This window comes from uncultured Brachyspira sp. (genome assembly GCF_944393015.1).
Taxonomy (GTDB): domain Bacteria; phylum Spirochaetota; class Brachyspiria; order Brachyspirales; family Brachyspiraceae; genus Brachyspira.
The window spans coordinates 1-19,976 of sequence record NZ_CALXYQ010000018.1; the positions used below are offsets into that span (position 1 = coordinate 1).

Annotated in this window: 14 protein-coding genes; 2 read left to right on the forward strand and 12 right to left on the reverse strand. The window is 23.9% G+C overall.

Annotated elements, in window-relative coordinates:
* The first annotated feature begins 333 nt into the window (after positions 1 to 333).
* Both Q0K19_RS07550 and Q0K19_RS07555 read left to right on the forward strand, forming a co-directional pair.
* Positions 334 to 2,268 (forward strand): methyl-accepting chemotaxis protein, encoded by a 1,935-nt coding sequence (locus Q0K19_RS07550; RefSeq protein ID WP_297246877.1) that lies wholly within the window; start codon positions 334 to 336, stop codon positions 2,266 to 2,268.
* Between the two features lie 146 nt (positions 2,269 to 2,414).
* Positions 2,415 to 2,930 carry a ferritin gene (locus Q0K19_RS07555; RefSeq protein WP_297246878.1) on the forward strand — a complete coding sequence of 172 codons (516 nt, stop codon included), beginning with the start codon at positions 2,415 to 2,417 and terminating at the stop codon, positions 2,928 to 2,930.
* Positions 2,931 to 3,041: 111 nt separating this feature from the next.
* On the opposite strand, the gene Q0K19_RS07560 is transcribed toward Q0K19_RS07555, so the two are convergent.
* The 12 genes from Q0K19_RS07560 to Q0K19_RS07615 all read right to left on the reverse strand — a co-directional run bounded on the left by Q0K19_RS07560 (position 3,042) and on the right by Q0K19_RS07615 (position 19,839).
* Positions 3,042 to 3,599 (reverse strand): carboxymuconolactone decarboxylase family protein, encoded by a 558-nt coding sequence (locus Q0K19_RS07560; protein WP_048594758.1) that lies wholly within the window; start codon positions 3,597 to 3,599, stop codon positions 3,042 to 3,044.
* A 75-nt stretch (positions 3,600 to 3,674) separates the two neighbouring features.
* Positions 3,675 to 5,132, reverse strand: coding sequence for a radical SAM protein (locus tag Q0K19_RS07565; RefSeq protein WP_297246879.1), 1,458 nt, complete (start codon positions 5,130 to 5,132; stop codon positions 3,675 to 3,677).
* 262 nt (positions 5,133 to 5,394) lie between these two features.
* Positions 5,395 to 6,162: a S8 family serine peptidase gene (locus Q0K19_RS07570; protein ID WP_297246880.1), complete on the reverse strand. Its 768-nt coding sequence runs from the start codon at positions 6,160 to 6,162 to the stop codon at positions 5,395 to 5,397.
* 3 nt (positions 6,163 to 6,165) lie between these two features.
* Complete coding sequence (locus Q0K19_RS07575) at positions 6,166 to 6,927, reverse strand: GAF domain-containing protein (protein ID WP_297246881.1); 762 nt, start codon at positions 6,925 to 6,927, stop codon at positions 6,166 to 6,168.
* Between the two features lie 557 nt (positions 6,928 to 7,484).
* The gene (locus tag Q0K19_RS07580; RefSeq protein ID WP_297246882.1) at positions 7,485 to 10,529 is read right to left on the reverse strand and encodes a toll/interleukin-1 receptor domain-containing protein; all 3,045 of its coding nucleotides are present in this window, start codon (positions 10,527 to 10,529) and stop codon (positions 7,485 to 7,487) included.
* 167 nt (positions 10,530 to 10,696) lie between these two features.
* Positions 10,697 to 13,570, reverse strand: coding sequence for a toll/interleukin-1 receptor domain-containing protein (locus tag Q0K19_RS07585; RefSeq protein ID WP_297246883.1), 2,874 nt, complete (start codon positions 13,568 to 13,570; stop codon positions 10,697 to 10,699).
* A gap of 31 nt (positions 13,571 to 13,601) precedes the next feature.
* On the reverse strand, positions 13,602 to 14,246 hold the full coding sequence (locus tag Q0K19_RS07590) for a hypothetical protein (RefSeq protein ID WP_297246884.1): 645 nt from the start codon (positions 14,244 to 14,246) through the stop codon (positions 13,602 to 13,604).
* Positions 14,247 to 14,248: 2 nt separating this feature from the next.
* On the reverse strand, positions 14,249 to 16,735 hold the full coding sequence (locus Q0K19_RS07595) for an NAD-binding protein (protein ID WP_297246885.1): 2,487 nt from the start codon (positions 16,733 to 16,735) through the stop codon (positions 14,249 to 14,251).
* Between the two features lie 101 nt (positions 16,736 to 16,836).
* Entirely contained in the window at positions 16,837 to 17,430 is a 594-nt protein-coding gene (locus Q0K19_RS07600; protein WP_297246886.1) for a hypothetical protein, read from the reverse strand.
* Positions 17,431 to 17,740: 310 nt separating this feature from the next.
* On the reverse strand, positions 17,741 to 18,271 hold the full coding sequence (thpR, locus tag Q0K19_RS07605; protein WP_297246887.1) for an RNA 2',3'-cyclic phosphodiesterase: 531 nt from the start codon (positions 18,269 to 18,271) through the stop codon (positions 17,741 to 17,743).
* Between the two features lie 123 nt (positions 18,272 to 18,394).
* Positions 18,395 to 18,979, reverse strand: coding sequence for a hypothetical protein (locus tag Q0K19_RS07610; RefSeq protein ID WP_297246888.1), 585 nt, complete (start codon positions 18,977 to 18,979; stop codon positions 18,395 to 18,397).
* Between the two features lie 134 nt (positions 18,980 to 19,113).
* Positions 19,114 to 19,839, reverse strand: coding sequence for a flagellar protein FlbB (locus tag Q0K19_RS07615; RefSeq protein WP_297246889.1), 726 nt, complete (start codon positions 19,837 to 19,839; stop codon positions 19,114 to 19,116).
* Positions 19,840 to 19,976 lie beyond the last annotated feature (137 nt).

Sequence of the window (19,976 nt, forward strand, 5' to 3'; positions counted from 1 at the left end):
CTGTTTGGTGCTCTTTCATCACCTTTTAATACTCTGTCGCTTCTTAAAGAACTATTTTCTCTGAAACTCATAATTATTTCTCCATTTAATAAAATTGTTTAAATAAACTTTTAAAAATATAATCATGCATTCTATTAGTAGAATGATAAAAAATCAAGCATTTTTTTGATTTTTTTATCATTAAATTTTATACGCTTGCATTTTTTATTTTTCTATTATATAGTATAAAATGTTAGGGTTTATTTCTTTGTCGGCCCTTATCATTATCTTAATAAAAATTATTTTATTTTATTTCAATAATAATAAAATAAAATAATTTTAGATGGAGTTGCTATGTTTAAAAAAGTCGGATTGAAATTTCAAATAACAGCCATTATATTAGTTCCTATTATAGTAATTATAATATTAGCGAATACCTTTATTATGTTGTATGTAGGTAAGATAACTAAAAATTTGTCGTATAAAATATTAGAAGAAACCTCATTAATAGAAGCTAATGATATAAAATTTAATATTCAAAAACATTTATATAGTGTTATGGGACTTAAAGTGAATATAGAAAATATATATAATAGAGGAATAAGAGAAAGAAACACATATAAACAATTAACTTCAGTATTTTTTAATAGCCTCCCTGATGATATAAATGGTCTTTCAATAGCCTTTGAACCTAATGCTTTAGATAATGACGCTGATTATACAAATACAGAATACAGACCTTCTAATGGAAGATTTAATTATTATATATCAAGAAATGGAGAAGCATATTTAGGAATAGATACTTTTAATGTAGATTATTATACAGAACCTAAAAGAACAGGAGATGTATATGTATCTGGAGTTTATAATTCTACTGTTAATACTGATACAGTTCTTTTTACTTTATGTATACCTATAATGCCTCAAAATAAATTTATAGGCGTTATATATGTTGATATATTTGTTGATTCTGTTGTTGCTTTATTAGGAAATATTAATATATTTGAAGATACAACTGTTGCTTTGTATGATCAAAATGGTCTTTTGGTTTATGATAGTTATAATATGGATAATGTATCTAAAGATATTTATCAAGTATATCCTCATTATCAAAAATTCAATGTTTTGGAAAATATCAGAAATGGTAAATCATTATTGATAGATGGATATAGTGATGTTTCTAAGGAAGAGCTTTTATATGCATTTACATCAATAGAGATTTCTAAAGGAGTTTATTGGTGTTTGGAATTAGCTTCTGCAAGAAATGTAGTATTAAAAGATAGTGTTATTATGATATATGTTCTTCTTGTAATTTTAATTGTTATACTAGCTATATTATTTATTCTTATACCAAATATTATAGGAAGAAAGGTATCAAATATAATAAATGCATTATCAAAAGATATTTTAGCTATGGCTGAAGGAGATTTAACTAGAGAAATACCTAAACATTTTGATAAGAGAAGAGATGAATGGGGTGATATAGCAAGAGGCTGGGATAAAGCTATGAAGAACTTTAATAATGTAATAAATACTGTTAAAAATTCTGCAGAACAGGTTTCTACTGCTGCAAATGAAGTATTAATTGGAAACAATGATTTATCACAAAGAACAGAATCTCAAGCCGCTAGTTTGGAAGAGACAGCAGCATCAATGAATCAAATGGCTAGTGCTATTAAAGAATCTGCTGAAAATGTATCTACTAGTACAAATATGGTGTCAGAAGCTAAGGAAGATTTAGTTAAAGCCGGTAATATTGTAGAGGATAGTGTTAGCAAAATGAATGATGTTTATGAGTCTAGTAATAAAATTATGGATATTACTAAACTTATAGAAGGAATCGCATTTCAGACAAATATACTTGCTTTGAATGCCTCTGTAGAAGCAGCACGTGCCGGAGATCAAGGAAGAGGTTTTGCTGTTGTAGCAAGCGAGGTAAGAAATCTAGCTCAAACTACTCAGGAATCTGTAAAAAATATTACTTCATTGATAACAGACAGTAATGAAAAAATAAATTTAGCTGCTAAAAGTGTTCAGGAATCAAAAGAAATATTTGATGAAATTTCAGATAAAATGGATAAAGCTTCATCTTTGATGGATAGAATAAATATAGCTGCTCAGGAGCAAGAAAGAGGAATAGAACAGATAAATATAGCTATAAATAATATGGATACTGCTGTTCAAAAGAATGCTGCATTAGTTACTGAGGCTACTTCTGCTTCCGAATCATTACTTAGTGAGGCTAATGAATTAGTGAGATCTATAGAATATTTTAAGTTAAAATATTAATATTATAATTGTTATATATGTTTTATAATATCCTAATGTTATATAAAAAAATATAATATTAGGATATTTTTATAATCAAGATATATTGTTAAAAATGTTAGAATACTATAAAATAATGTTAGTTAAATCTAAAAAAGGAGTTTATTATGCCTATAATAAAAGAAGAAACAGTAAAATTATTAAATGATCATTTAAATGAGGAGCATTATTCAGCAAATCTTTATTTTAATATGGCTGGCTGGTGCGAAAAGCAAGGACTTAAAGGATGCAGCAAATTTTTATATAATCATTCAGCAGAAGAACATACTCATTTAGAAAAGTTTAGAGAGTATATTAATAAAGCTGGAGGACAGGCTATAATGGGAGAGATGAAAGCTCCTGAATGTAATTTCAATTCTGTTCAAGAGTTATTTGAGAAAGTAATTAAGCATGAAGAATATATTACTAGCTGTATTAATAAATTAGTTGGTATAGCAATGGACAATAAAGATTATGTTACTTTGAAGTTTTTAGAATGGTTTGTTGAAGAGCAGCTTGAAGAAGAAGAACTATTCAATGATATTATTAAAAAAATAAAAATATTAGGAAATTTGGAAGGAAGAAATCTTTATACTTTTGATAAGTTTGTAGGTAATTTGGATAGCGAAGAACATAACTCATAAGGTATAATATAAGTACCTGTTTCATGGGTATTATTATTAATTAGAAAGTTGACAAAAAAACAAGGAGAATTATTCCCCTTGTTTTTTATTTTAATAATTATTTATAATAAATTAATTATTTTTTGCTCTCCAAGTTTCTTTTTCAAACTCGCCTTGTATAGGTATCAAAGATTCATCTAAATCTATTTTCAATACAGCATTGAAATTGTTAGTAGCCATCATTTGAGCAGCAAAACCAACTATAGTAACTATTTCAGAATCATTGAAATGTTTTTTAAGATTATTCATAAGTTCATCAGTTACGCCGTTAGGGTCTTTTACCATTTGCATACCTAATTGAGATAATAATTGTTCTTTCTCATCAAGTTTAAGATTTTTAGGATCATCTCCTATAGCTTTTAAATCTCTTATAAAGAATAAAGAACAAAGCATACATCCGTTAGTAGTAGAAACAGAATGTGCTAGTATCATAGCAGCTCTTTTACCCACAACTTCTACTAATCTATCGAATGAAACATACCAACCCATAAATGCTTCATAAGTAGCGTAGTCATTTAATAATGCTTTTTTCATATTTGTAACATTGCCGCTTTTTTTTAATTGATAATCGAAAGCTTCTTTTACTTTTCCTTGAGCTTCCTCATATTCCATAAATTTAACTCTAGCCATAAATAACTCCTTATTTAAAATTATTAATAAAAATTTATGATTAATAGTTCTATATATTTTATAGCAAAAACAAAATTATTCAAAGTCTTTTAAATGTCCTTTTGATACTTTTTTAAATGCTCTTAAATAATATTTTATATCGTCTAAATCTCTAATTGATAATACTTTATGCATTAAAAATTGAGGAGTAAAGCTAAGATTATAAAGTTTTTGTATCCAACATTTTATTTTTTCTTCGCCTACATCGGTTTTCATGATAGCTGTACGCATATCATAATCTTCCCAATTTTCTGTAGTAAGCCAATTTTCTCTTTTACATTGATTAAATAATTCAGTACCAGGATACGGAATTATTATTGTAGCCTGCATAGTTTTAGCATAACCTTTTAGAAGAAGTTTTTTAGTAAGTTCATAAGTCTTTTCAATATCTTCTTCAGTTTCCCAAGGATAACCAAGCATTACTGTGATATGAGGTGAGAGTCCTGCATCGGAAGCTGCCTTACAAGAAGGAAGTATCTCTTCAACTTTATTTCCTTTTATGAGTCTGTCTAATGTATTTTGACTTGCTGATTCTAAACCGAATAATAAAAATCTGAATCCTGCTTTTTTCATTAGTCTATATTCATCTTCATTACAAGCACCAAAACGCATATTACAGTCTATATTAACTTTTTTATTTAGCTTTTTATCTATCATATAATTACAAAAATCATTAAGCCATTTCTTTACTGGAAAACAACCTGTATCGTCCATTATCTCTCTTATATTGTATTTATTATAAAGGAAGTCCACTTCATCAATTACATTCTCAGCAGTTCTAGCACGGAAGTTTGTATATATACCAGTCCAAGAACAGAAAGTACATCTATGATGCCAGCAATCCCTTCCCGCCATTATATAAGTTCCTGGTATACGTTTGAAATTTCCATTATCATAGGCGTATCTTTGCCACTGAGTCAAATCTCTGTCTATGAATGGAATGCTTTTTAAATCATGTCTTAATTCAAATAAGCCTGTATTTTTTATAGTGTTTGATTCTCTATAATATATTCCTTTTTCTAATTGAGCTTTGCCGTTTAAATATTCTATTAAATTTAAAAGCAAGAAATCATAATCACCGCCTGTAAGTAAATAATCAACTTTGCAATTATTCATAGTCTCTTCAGGCATAGCGGTAACATGGTCGCCAGCAATAACAACAATCATATTTGGATATTTTTCTTTCAAATCATCAACTATTTTCCAAGCTTTATATATAACAGGGGTCTTCACTTCAAAGAATAATAAATCTGGTGTATTTGCTTCTAAATATTGATGCCATTGTTTAGTAGTCATATTTCTTGCAACAGCATCAATGAAATCCACATTGTATCCTGCATTTTTTATCATAGTTGCAGCAGTGGCAGGAACAACAGGATAAATATATGTAGGACTCTTGAACCATTGAAATTGTCTGTTCTGTGATAATAATGCTACTCCTCTGTCGCTTTCAAATGGAGGATAGCCTATATATATTCTATTTATTTTATTCATAAATTAATTTGCCTTTATAATTATTAAATATTATGTTTATCTTTTTAATTATACTTTAATTGACAAAAATGTAAATAAAAAATTGCTTATATAATTTAATGTATAAAATATTTTATATATTAATTAGTAATTAATGAAAAAATGCGATGCATTTAGAGTTTAATAAACTTAAAAAAATTCAATATATTATAAAATTATATATCAAATAAAAACTCTATTCTTAATAGTAAGGAAGTTGTTTAATGAAAAGAAATAATTTTCATTATTCATAATTTTCTTCTTTTTTATTGCTTATGTTTTTTAATATACTTTTTATTTCAAAAGGTGATAAATCTTTATTTCTTTCTTTTAATAGTGCCACTATACCTGATATGTGAGGAGCAGCAAAACTATTTCCTATCATCATCATATATGAATTATTTACCCAAGGTACTCTTATATATATTCCTCTAGCTAAAAATTCTATACGATTAGTATCTCTGAAATAGAACTCATATTTATCATCACTTGCTATTGCCTCAACAGATATTACAGGTGATAATATAGAAGGTATGCTTGGTATTGGATCATTATTAGCTGCTGCAACTAATATTCTATTTTCATAATATGCTCTATCTAATAGATTATAAAAATAACTGCTATAAGTTTGATTAGTTGTTCCTAAACTTAAATTTATAACATCCATATCATTTTCTATAGCCCATTCTAATCCTTTAAGAAATACATCTACTTTTCCTGATAACTTATTGCCTAATACTTGTATACTATAAAGCTCAGCATCTTTTGCTATAGAATGTATTATACCTGCACAAGCAGTACCATGTCCATACTGATCAAAACCTTTATAATCTTTTAATACAACTTTATTGTTTTCATATTCTATAACAACTCCTCCTTTTATTACATCACTATCTTTGAATACATCATGTGAGGCTTCTATACCGCTGTCTATTATTCCTACTTTAACTCCTTTTCCTGTTAAAGATTTTAGGAATTCATCTTTATCCATATTAAAAATATTGGAACTCATAAATCATTTCCTTAATAATTTTTTCTCTAAATGGGATAGATAATTGCTTAAAAATAGTTTGCAGAAATTTAATTCTTTTTCATCTATGTCGCCTATTTTATTTAATATTTCAGCTATTTTTAAATTTTCTTTTAATAATGGATTATTAGTATATGATGATAAATCTTGTTTGATTTCTTCTTTTTTATTATCTTCTAAATTTTTAATAGCAGATACAAAGATTTCTCTTATATTTCTATCTGTATAATTATCTTCAATTACAATAGAAGCTATTTTAGCGAATGAGTATAAATGATGCATATCCAGTTGTGAGAAATGAGTATCATCTTTTTTATTTATAACTTCTAAAACTCCAATAACATTGTCTTTTATTTTTATTGGAACTATTGCTATATCATCTATTTGTATATGTATGGTGTCTTCTGTGTCATGCAAAGCGGCACTTACAGATCTATACATTTCTTTATTTTTAGATACATCAGCTATATTCAAAGCTTGTCCTGATATAAATACATTTCCTGTTATACCTTTACCTATAGGTACTTTGAAATTTTCAACTTTTTCATTGTTTAGATTTTTATATGCTTTTAATTCTAGATATTCATTGCTATCATCTAATAATAGTAAATGTCCGGCTTCTGAATCTGTAATAGAAACAGCTGTCTCTATTATTTGATTGAAACATTCTTCTTCCTGCTTTGAAGAGGTAAGTAAAAGAGCAAAATCCATTTGCTTAATCAAAGAAAAAAAATCTGACTTTTCCATTTTATTATACCTTTTTATTAAAATACAAATCAAATATGCCCATAAAATTATGAGCATATTTGAAATAAAAAATATGATTGATTTTCCTAGTACTATTTTTTATAGTATTTCATTATGTATATTTCAAAAGTCATTATATCACTATATTTAAAGAATTAAAACCATTAATAGTTCCGATTTTATATGTTATATATGCTATAACTTTGAGATTAATCTTTTATATATTTACATCTTTTTATTATAGTATATTTTATTGTGTCCATTATTTTTCTTTTGTAATTTTTTATATACAACCTTTTTTATATAAATATAACTGTTTACTCCTTTTATGATAATGATTTATTTATTTTTTATTTTTTTTATTATTAGCAATATTAAACTTGAGCATTGCATTTAATACACATATAATCATATTGTTATAATATATTTTGTATTTAATAAATTTTTAATAATATAATGGATATAAATTATTAATTATCTTACATAAATAAATACGTAGTTTTTAAAGAAAAAGTGTTTTTTATGTATTGATTTTTAATTATATATTATAATAATTATCACTTTGTAATTAAAATATTATTTTTATCATAAAAGTTTGTATAAGAAGTTCCGTTTGCATCATAATCTACTGTGTATTTAGCATATCCGAATCTGCTTGTAATAAGATTTCCATCTAAATCATAAAAAACGCATTGAGTTATTCTGTTGTTTGAATCATATTCTCTATGAGATCTGGCATATTTGTCAACGCTGTCTATTATTAGATTATTATTTGTATCATAATGTCTTTCATTAACTAAATTACCGAAATTGTCATAATCAAATTCTACTTTATAAAATCTATTAGCTAAAAAAGTTGGATTATTATTAGTATCATAAAATTCTCTGCTTATAATATTAAAACCTTTATCATCATATTTATTTATACGTTTATAATATCCGAAACTGTTGAGCATATTTTGATTATTTGAATCATAATATGTAAGTTCATCTTCATTTGTAAATGGATTTCTGTATTTATATATTAAATATGCACATCCATATTGAATGTTTGTATTGATAACGAGTTCATTATTAATGCCGGTAAAAATAGAAATTTTCTCTCCATTATTATTGCCTACATAACTGCTATGGTATCCGTCTACTAATACAGGATTGTTATTAACATCATAATAAGATTCTTTTCGGAAGTTATTGCATTTTATTTCTTTGTTCTTGATTATATCTTTTATTTTTTCTAAAGGTATATCCTCGTATGTGATAGTGGATATATTTTTTGCAATGTTTATAGGTTTTTCGTCTGTTCCTAAATATGTTATTTTGCTTCTTTTAGAATTATTATATTCGTATTTTAAACCAGCACATTTACCTTCATCAAATACCCAATACTGAAATTTTCCGTTTGCCATATATAATTTATCATTTTCATCATAAAAAAGTATTTTAATTACATTTCCTTTTTCATCATAATCTCTTGTTAATCTGTGAAAACCATTAAACCATTTTTTTGAATTAATATAAAATGCTTTATTTTCATTATTGTCATAATATTTTTCTTCTGTAACTAGTCCTTGATTATTATATGTGTATTCGCTTATGGCATATCCGCTATTTAAATTTTTATAATTATTATTTTCATCTAAATAAATATTTTTTATTATATTGCCTTTCCTATCATAATGTATAACATGAGAAGCATAACTGTCATATCCTAAATATTCATCACTATATATAAAAGCATTAATTAATTTATCTTTGGTATCATAATATGATATATTAGTTATTCTATTATAATTATCATACATTTTAATAGATTTATGATAATTTAATTCATTTAATATTTTATTTGTATTAATTCCATAATATGATATTGATTTTTGATTAAAATTATTATCATATTCAGTTTTTATTATAGAGTAGCCTGAATTTATAGATGTATTTTTATCATTAATATCATAGTACATAATTTCTATAATATTATCATTATTATCATATTTAATATTATAACTAGATGCTCCATTAGTATAATACGCTTTTCTATTACTTATATCATAATAAGATACTTTTATATTATTGCCGAAATTATCATACTGAAAATTTCTTTTACAATAAGAAGCCCTAATATATTCATCTTCATTATTTAAATAATTTTCATATATTACATTTCCATATTTATCTAATTGATATGAGATAGATGAATATAATTTACTTAATGGAATAACTCTATTAGTTGTATTATCAAAATAAGACAGTTTTATTAAATTGCCATTTTTGTCATATTCTTTTTCTACATAAGAATATCCATAATCTAAAGAAATATTATATATAAGATTATTTTCTTTGTCTAAAAATTCTTCTTTTATTACATTGTATAAATGATCATAGGTAAATCTAATTTTAAATATTCCGCTCCTATTAGCTTCATTTTTCATATCTATATTTATTCCATATCTTACTATATTCATACCATTATTATCTACTTCATAACCTCTGCCGTAAAATCCTTCTTTATCTGATATAGGTGTATTCCAAGCATCTCTATAATAAAGTTCATTAGTAACGTATCCATTATCATTATAAGAAACTTCATACCTTACTATTTCATTACCTCCAGATATAAAAGGAAGATTAAATTCATTTTGAAGTTCTATTATCTTTAAATCCGCACTATACTCTCTAATCATAACTATTTTATTATTATGGTCTTTGCATACTATTCTCTTTACTCCGCCTCTAGTATCTATTTCAGGCAGCCATACACTTATATTAAAATTATTTTCATCATCTCTAAGCCTGCCGTAACTGTTGACTCTTTTTACACTTTTTAAAATTCTTCTCTGTTCTTCAAATATGTATGTTACAGATCGTTTTGAATATTGTGATTTACTGAGTTTTCCTACGCCTTTAGGTATTCCATATTGATATACAAAAGTATTGTAATAAGTAGTTTTTACTCTGTTATAGTCCCAAGTGAATAATAGGGCAGACATTAAAACTGCCGCTAATAAAGAGGCTATTAATAATTTATTTCTTAATTTTCTTTTCTCTCTCATTTTTTCTCTTTGTCTTAAATCATCAAAATTGCAGGCTAATATACAAGATAATATTTTTAATAATCCTATTTGTTTGGTTTCTTTTTCTTTTTGATCATTTCTCTTTCGAACATCAGCGGCTAGAGGTTCTATCTTTTTAATAATTCCGTTTTCTATAGTATATGTTAATTCTTTATTAAAAGATTCATAAGGTTCGCCGTCTATTAATAAACCAATTATTCTATCGAAACGTCCAAGCTCTTTAAATATTTTTATTTCACGTTCAACCCAAACAGATTCAGGAGTATTTTTAGAACATATTACTACTAGATATTTAGAATGTATCAATGCTTCTTCTATGCTTTTATTTAAATCAGAACTGCTTGGCAGCTCTTCTTCATCTCTGAATACTCTGCCTATTCTTGTAGGAAAGCCTTTTTTAACAAGCTCTTTAGGTACTCTCCAAGTTTCAAGAGATTCCAAAAGCCATTTAGCCCATTTCTTATCTTCTTCTAAATGTCTGTAGCTTATAAATACATCATAATTATATATAACTTCTTTATCTGCCATAATATTATATACTTTGAGATTTTAATAATTTAAAAGTTTTAATATACATGGCAGAGTATATCATAATTAAAAAAATTATCAATGTATATAAATAATAACATAAAAAACTATTTACTGTATAATTAATTAAATAGTTTTTTATATTATTATTTATCTTATTAGTATAATTATTTTTTATCAGATATTAATTCATTGTTTATATCATAATATTTATACATACGATTATAATTATTATCAAAAAATTCTATACGTTTAAAACATTCAAAAATTTTAGATATAACAGGTTCATCATTAATTCCATAGTTTTCAAGAGTGTTGGAAAGATAATTTTTTATATATACAATTTTAAAAACGCCGTCATTATTCAGTACAGGATTATTATTTATTCCAAAATTTTTAGAAACAGATATTGATATATTATTAGTATAAGAATATTCAGATATATTATAGGCATATTTGTATATGTTATTTATTATTAATTTATTATTTGTATCACAGTAAATACGTATCGAATATTTATTGTTATTTCCGTAATATTCAGAATGATAATTTTCTTTTTTTAGAATTATAGGATTATTGTTTTTATCATAAAAAGAATTTTTTATGATATTCTTTATTTTTATATTTGCGTTTTTTATTAAATTAGTAATATATCCATAATCTAAATATTCATATTTTATAATAGATAAATTATCATAAGCATTTATAGGTTCATCATTTATTCCATAATATGATTGTTTTATTAGCATAGAATTGGAATATTCATATTTTATTTTAGAGGCATTTACTAATATATATTCAAATTCTCCAATTGAGTCGGATATATCTAAAGTTAATAACATTGGTTTATCATATATATCATAGAATGATTTTTCTATAATATTTCCTTTATCATCATACTCATATTTTGTTTTATGGGTGCTTACATAATTGTCAATTGTAAAAACATATTCTTTAGAATAAACAGGTTCTTCATTAATACCGTAATAACTTTCTTCTATTTTATATCCTTTTTCATCATAATTAATTTTTTTTACAGAATAATTTCTTTCATTTAGAATGAGATCATTCTTATCATCATAATAACTTTCTTCTATAATATTCCCTTTTTTATCATATTTTATTCTGCAATCTCCTCCTTTTCCCCAATAGCCGTTATTTAATATTAGTTTATTATTAGTATCAAAATATTTTTTATTGATTATTCTATTGTAATTATCATATTTATATTCTATCAAATGATATTCTTCTATTTGAGATACTGGTTCATCATTTATATTGTAGTAGCTTTCTCTAATTAAATTATAATTATCATTATACTCTTTTTTTATAATAGCATACTGATTATATGTTGCTGTTAAATTATTGTTTTGATTATAATAACTTTCTTGAATTATATTGTCATTATTATCATATTTTATTTTATATTGATGATATTTTAATTCTGTTATGTATTTATTAGTATTATTATCATAGAAACTTCCTTCTATAACATTACCTTTATCATCATATATCATATTATGCATGCAATATGATATTGATCTGTATACTTGCGGCTGTAAAAATAAATTATTATTTTCATCATAGCTTGTTATATTAGTAATATTTCCTCTATTATCAATATTGTAAACTAAGGAGGCACTTCCAAAATAATTTGATTTTATACTTTGATTGTTTTCATCAAAGAAAGATTTTTTTATTAAGTTGCCGTTTTTATCATAACTTTTTTCTATATATGAATAACCATAATTATTTCCTATATATATTAAATTATTATTTTCATCAATAAATTCTTCTTTTATTAAATTGTAATTATTATCATAGTTAAATTGAAGTTTGTATATTCCTTCTTTATTTGCTTCTATATCACCATTATAATTTATACCGTATTCAGAAGTAACAACTCCATTATTATCTACTTCATATATTTTGCCATAGAATCCGTCTTCATCTGATATAGGTGTATTCCAAGCATCTCTATAGTAAAGTTCATTAGTAACGTATCCATTATCATTATAAGAAACTTCATATCTTACTATTTCATTACCTCCGGATATAAAAGGAAGATTGAATTCATTTTGAAGTTCTATAATTTTTAAATCTGCACTGTACTCTCTAATCATAACTATTTTATTATTATGGTCTTTGCATACTATTCTCTTTACTCCGCCTCTAGTATCTATTTCAGGCAGCCATACACTTATATTAAAATTATTTTCATCATCTCTAAGCCTGCCGTAACTGTTGACTCTTTTTACACTTTTTAAAATTCTTCTCTGTTCTTCAAATATGTATGTTACAGATCGTTTTAAATATTGTGATTTACTGAGTTTTCCTACGCCTTTAGGTATTCCATACTGATATACAAAAGTATTGTAATAAGTAGTTTTTACTCTATTATAGTCCCAAGTGAATAGTAGGGCAGAGATTAATACTATGAAAAGAGAAGAAGCTATTAATAATTTATTCCTTAATTTTCTTTTTTCTCTTGATTTTTCTCTTTGTCTTAAATCATCAAAATTGCAGGCTAATATACAAGATAATATTTTTAATAATGCTATTTGTTTAGTTTCTTTTTCTTTTTGATCATTTCTCTTTCGAACATCAGCGGCTAGAGGTTCTATCTTTTTAATAATTCCATTTTCTTCTGTATATGTTAATTCTTTATTAAAAGATTCATAAGGCTCACCGTCTATTAATAAACCAATTATTCTATCAAAACGTCCAAGCTCTTTGAATATTTTTATTTCACGTTCAACCCAAACAGATTCAGGAGTATTTTTAGAACATATTACTACTAGATATTTGGAATGTATCAATGCTTCTTCTATGCTTTTATTTAAATCAGAACTGCTTGGAAGCTCTTCTTCATCTCTGAATACTCTGCCTATTCTTGTAGGAAAGCCTTTTTTAACAAGCTCTTTAGGTACTCTCCAAGTTTCAAGAGATTCCAAAAGCCATTTAGCCCATTTCTTATCTTCTTCTAAATGTCTGTAGCTTATAAATACATCATAATTATATATAACTTCTTTATCTGTCATATTTCTGCTCCCTAATATGATATAAGAAATTTTATATATTTTTATGGTTTAATTTAGTTATACAATCTTTTATTTTGTTGTTATAAGCTAATTTGATTTTTTCTAAAGTATGATCAGATATATTATATTTAGATTTTATATCTTTTATTTTTATATCTTTGTTTAAAAATGAAAATACATATTCTTTGTATATAATGAAACTATCATCTATATATTCATGAAGTCTATTTTTTACTTCTATTATATTAGATAGTTTTTCATTACACATATTACATTTACTGCATACAACATCCATACTTTGCTTTATTATGGCTTCAATAAATAAGAATAATCCTTCTTTATATTCTTTATATAAATCATTTATTTCATTATCGGATATAGATAAATTTATGAGTTCATCATTAAATTCTTGTAATTCATATTTTCTATTTATTTTATTATTCTTTTTTCTAAAGAAATCATTTACTCTTGAATTAATCATTATGAATATGTAACCATCTATTTTATCATATCCATTTTTTTCAAACCCGTTTCCTATTTTATTTAATAACTCTACATATATTTCCTGCATAATATCATTAGCATCTTCATAATTACCAACTTTAGAGTATATTTTGTATATGTATGTTTTGTGATTTCTATCAATAGAATCAATTAAATCTAATATTTCCCACATAATTAATAATTTTTACCTATTTTATATTTTATAAATGAATTTAATTTTTTATTATTAAAAAGTATATCCCGCATCTTATCCAGTAAATCATAGTTTACAATAAAATCAGTAGATAAACTTCTATTTGTAGAATTGTCATCTAATATGTAATATTTAGTTACAAATTCTTTATCATTATCATTTAAATCTTCTATAATCATTTGATATTCTTCATTGTTAATTGCTATAGGTATATCTATTAATCCCATAGAATCTTTATATAATTCTTCATTGGATAATTCATCAAATGGTACTAGTAAATTATGCAGTCTCATATGAGTTTTTATAAAATTCAAAGTTTCTTTTGTGTAATTAGAACTTATGCTGTCAAATCCAGATAATATTTTAGATACATACCATCTTTTATGTTCCAATCTTCTAAGTAAATCTATATCCCTTATTTCTTTTAATGGAGTGTGTTTTCTCTTGTCATTAAAATCTAATATTGATAATCCTATATAATCTAATTTGATATTGAGGAATCTTGCTGCATATCTGTTATCATTTTTTTCTCCTTCAGATAAACTATTCCATATTAGATTATTGTTTGCTGTCGGCATTTTACAATATTCAGAATGTATTTTTTTAGCTATTATATCTAAATCATCATATTGCAAAGAATAGTCTATAGAAGATAGATAATTCATAGAGGCAAATATATCTATTCCTACTTTATAGTATTTATTGTATAATTCAGGATTTGCTTCTAATATATTTGTTTTTGAATCTAAATATACAAATATTTTTGGCTCATCTTTTAATGATAGATTCTTGAATAAAATTTGTCTAGTTTCTATTGCCCAATTCAATGAATTTTCTTCATTTTCTGCATAAATTAAACAAGAGGATAATTTTTCTAGTAGTTTAGCTATGTTTTCAGGTATTTCATTATTGATAAATGAAGGATAGTCTAAAAAATGCAAATTAGCTACTCTGCTTAATTCAGGAAGTTTATTTATTAATACATTATTATAAAATTCCTGATTTTTATCTACAAATATTAAATTAATATTATTATCTTTACCCACTACAAGAAGTATTAATTCTCTTATTATTTCTATAACATTATTATTTACGCCAAAAATAAGTATTATAGGTTCTTTTCCTTCATTAATGTGTATGTTTCTTATAACAGAATATTTAGCTATATTATCAATAAATAATCGTATAGCATTTTTCTTGAAAGAAGAAAATTTTATATAAACAGGGTCTCCGTCATAAGATATAGGCTTAATTTTTTCATAATTTTTATATTTATTATTGTCTTCTATATCTACAGTTAGTTCTATGTTATGATTAATTTTATATGTTCTAATTATTTTAGAAGCTATACTCATAGTTTCTATATTTTTATCATCATTTTCTGAAATACAAAATATTTCATTGCATTTTAATATTCCTGCATTAAATAATGTAGAAGGCTGAGTATAATCACCTTTTAATTTTAATACTTTTTTATTGAAAATGTCTTTACTGTCTATTTCATCTTCATCGCATATAAGCACTATTTTTTTATCTTTGGATATTCCATTAAGTACGCATAATGATTTAGTATTACAGCCACATATTATAGTGTGATTTTTAAAAAATATAGAAATTATAGTTCTTGTTATTAAATCTGAGAACAAGTTTTTAAGCATTTGAAACAATGCTCCGGCTAATGTTATAGGTGCTAAAAAACGTATGATATTAAGCAGCGGAGGTAATTGCTCCATATCAAAACTTGCTTCTAATTGGAATATTTGTAAAGTTTTATATAATGCAGTTAATATGCTGATATCTTCATTATACTCAGTTAAACAAAAATCTTTCCAAGCAATTATTCCAAGTATTGATATAAAAATAAAAGATATAACCCAAGCAACAGTCATACTAAAATAAGATGCTTTTTTATATATTTTTTCACCTATTATTTTTGAACATATATCGCTATTAATATTATTTAGTAAATTTTTTTTTATATCATCTAAATTTTTATTTACATCTATATTTAATATAAATGGGTTTTTATAGTAATTTTCAAATAATAACGTTGGTATATTATAATTTTTTTTATAATTAGTATTTATATAATTTTCTATATTTATATTACTGTCTGTTATAAATATAGATATATCTGTTTTATGAGATATCAATGATATTAATTCTTTATTTGTGATATTTTCATCAATAACAAAACTTGAATTAGCTTTTTTTAAAATAAAGTCTATATCTTTATTATCTTTTTCTATTTTGTTTTGAGTAATAATATCTATAACTATTTGATATTCTATAGCTAATTTAGATATAGCTATTTCTGTATCGGTATATAATGTGGTGTATAATTTTACCAATCTTTTAGGGTAAATTCTTCTTAAATGATTTATTATATAGGCAAAAGACTCTAATATTTTTTCTTTATCTACATCATTTGATAGATCTGATATATATATAGTTATAGGGTGATTCATAATAACCTTCAATTAAGTGATTTTATAATATAATAACTCATATTTTAATATTAATTTATCTAAAAAATATTGCATATATAAATAAATACGTAATTTTGTTATTATGTAGATTTTTTTATAATAAAAATTCTGTTTTTTTCATAAAAAATATCTTCTTGATTATAATTTGAGAATAATGTATCTTTGAACATACATAATCTTTTTTTCTCTTTAGTTTTTAGGTTTATAATCCATAGTTCTAAAGAAATGTTTTCTATACATTCAATATTTCCTGTAACATATATATTTGAATTATCAAAAGTTAAATATACAGGTAAATCTGAATCTATATAATTTAGTTTTACTGTTTTTTCATTCGGTAAATTTTTACTATATCCAACAACCTTATTTTCTTCATCTTCTTCTGCTTCATCGTATAATATAAAATTGTCATTAGGTATTGAAAAACATATAATATCATTTATTTCTAAATATTTTTCTAGATAGTCATGAGTAATATTTTTAATAATAGAATATTTTTCATCTAATAATTGATGATCTATATTGGATTCATTTTTCTTATTTGAAGAATCTAATATTATTTTATCAAACATTGTTAAATTTTTTTTGTTAATATTTTTTTGTATAAAAATATCTGTAAAATATTCCATTATTAATTCCTCTATGTTTTTTTCATTTTCTTCATTTTCTAACATAACATCTTCCAATATATAATACGTAAATTATAAAAATAACCTTATTTTTTATTATAAATTATCGGTATATTTTTATACCTACCAATAATAATTATTTTTTATATTGTTCATTTTATTTTTTCTAGTATATTTATACTGTTATATATTTTTTTAATATTGAAGGATTATTATATTATAATGCATATATTGATAAATAATATTATCAGGACTAATACTAATTTTATTAATTATAAAATTAAAATTATATTGTTTAAAAAATTATAATTATTAATAAAAATAACTATATTATTTATTTTTATGATTTTTGCTATTAAAAATTAACAGTGAAAATTTCTGTATAATTATAGAAATCGCTTGAATATAAAGTGATAGAATTAGCTAAAAAACTTGATTGACTAAATTCTATTTCCTCAATATTCTCTTTTAATTTTTCATTATCATAAACTTTTTTAACTCTTGCTAATGTGATATGAGATTTAAAATCTTTTTTATCATATTTAAGATTCTTTATATTATCTAAACTGCTTCTTAAATTTTTGACATAGTTTTTCAATTCTTCACTTACTGCTTTTACAAATATTACATTTATATCTTTGAATTTATTTGTAAAGTAAGAAATATTTTCGAAGTTTATATTAAATGGAGTAGGTGAGGAGTTTATTACTTCTTTTTTTATCAACTCTATTTGTTCTTCTTTTATGTTATCAAAGAATACTAATGTTATATGCATTTTATCTTTTGATACTTTTTTTAATTGGGCTATATTTTCATTTATTCTAAGTATATTAGAATACTTATTTTTAATTTCTTGATTTAAGTTTAATGCTAAAAATGCTCTCATACTATTACAGCTCTATATTTAATGATTTTTGATATTTTATCTATTGTAATATATTTATAGAGAATTGTATTCTTTATTATATCTCTAGTAATTTTTTAATAATTAATTATTTAGAAAATATAATTATAAATCAAGACTCAATAATTTTGATATCATATCCATTGTAACATCTTCGTATAAAATCTTGTTAGGTACTACATTGCCATTAACCTGCTTAGAAGTTGTTTTGGATTCATTAGTATTTTCTTTTGCACTATTATCAATAATTTCTACAATCATACTGGCTTTATCTAAATATATTTTTTTATCATCATTATATTTGAATGTTATATACATTTTTAGATTAGACATAACAGTATGCTCTACAGTGAAGAAATTATCTTTATAAACTATATTTCCAACAAGTCCTTCTGTTTGATTAAAACTTTTAAAAGCAATAGTTCCTATATAATTGTATTTATTGTTTTGTTCTATTTGAAACAGACTATAATAATACCAATAATTATTTTTCAATATTATCATTTCATAAGATGATTTATCTGTGAATCTGATTTTTCTAATAGCATAAACAGATAAATTTCTATTGTTTTTTAAATTACCATCATCTGTGAAATAATTTTTATTTATTTTCATAGGCTTATCATCAATATTTTGTGAGTAAAGATTAAAAGAAAATAATATAATAAACATTAATGCTAATCTTAGCATATATAAAAACCTCCAATTATGATAAATGAAGTTATACTCTATAAGCCTTTATTTGTCAATATTGATTTTTAAGTTAAAATAAAAAAGCCGCTTCTAAATATTTAGAAACGGCTCATTATTTTTAATATAAAGTTTTATGCTCCCATATCCATTATGCCTTCATTAAGCATAGCATCATTATTCATCTCATCAGGTAAATAATTAGGGAAGTCATTAGGTGAAGAAGGTACTGTATTATTTCCAGGATTAGATCTTGCTTCATATTTCTCTAATATTCTAGCAGCTACATTAGGATCCATCAAACTCAAAAGATAAGAAGTTGTACTGTTTCTGCCTTCAGCAGCAGCTATAGAGTCCATTTCCAATAATACATCTATGATTAAGTCATCAGAACCATTAGCAGCCAATTGATTAAGTAATGCAACAGAATTTTGCGGAGGCATACTATTGATTTTATTAGCTAAATCTGTTAATACTAATTGATATTGAGAAGATTCATCCATAGTAGCCTGATAATTAGACCAAGCATTTAAAAGATTTTGTCTGTCTTGTTCTATCAATTCAGATTGAGTATTCAATTCTATTGCTCTGCTTGCTATTAAAGATTCCTGAGCCTGCAAATCTTTTTCTCTTAAGTTGAATGATTCTCTCATTTTGTTAAGATCTTCTCTTGCTAAAAGAGTCATATCTTCTACTCTAGGTTTTTGAGTGAATCTTGTTAAGAAGCCCGGTACATTAGGTGCTATTTTATTACGCATTAAAGTATAATAATTAACAACACCAAATATATCAAACATATATAATAGTGCTATAAATGCTATTAAGTTTACTATAGTTAAAATTCCTATTTTTAATTTCATAACCTTTAATCACCTTATTGCAATAGATAAATATATAATAACATAATATAGAAAAAACAATAATATGTCAACTAATATTTTGTTATCATAATTATTATCGTAATAATAAAATATTTAGTTATCATATTTTTTTATTA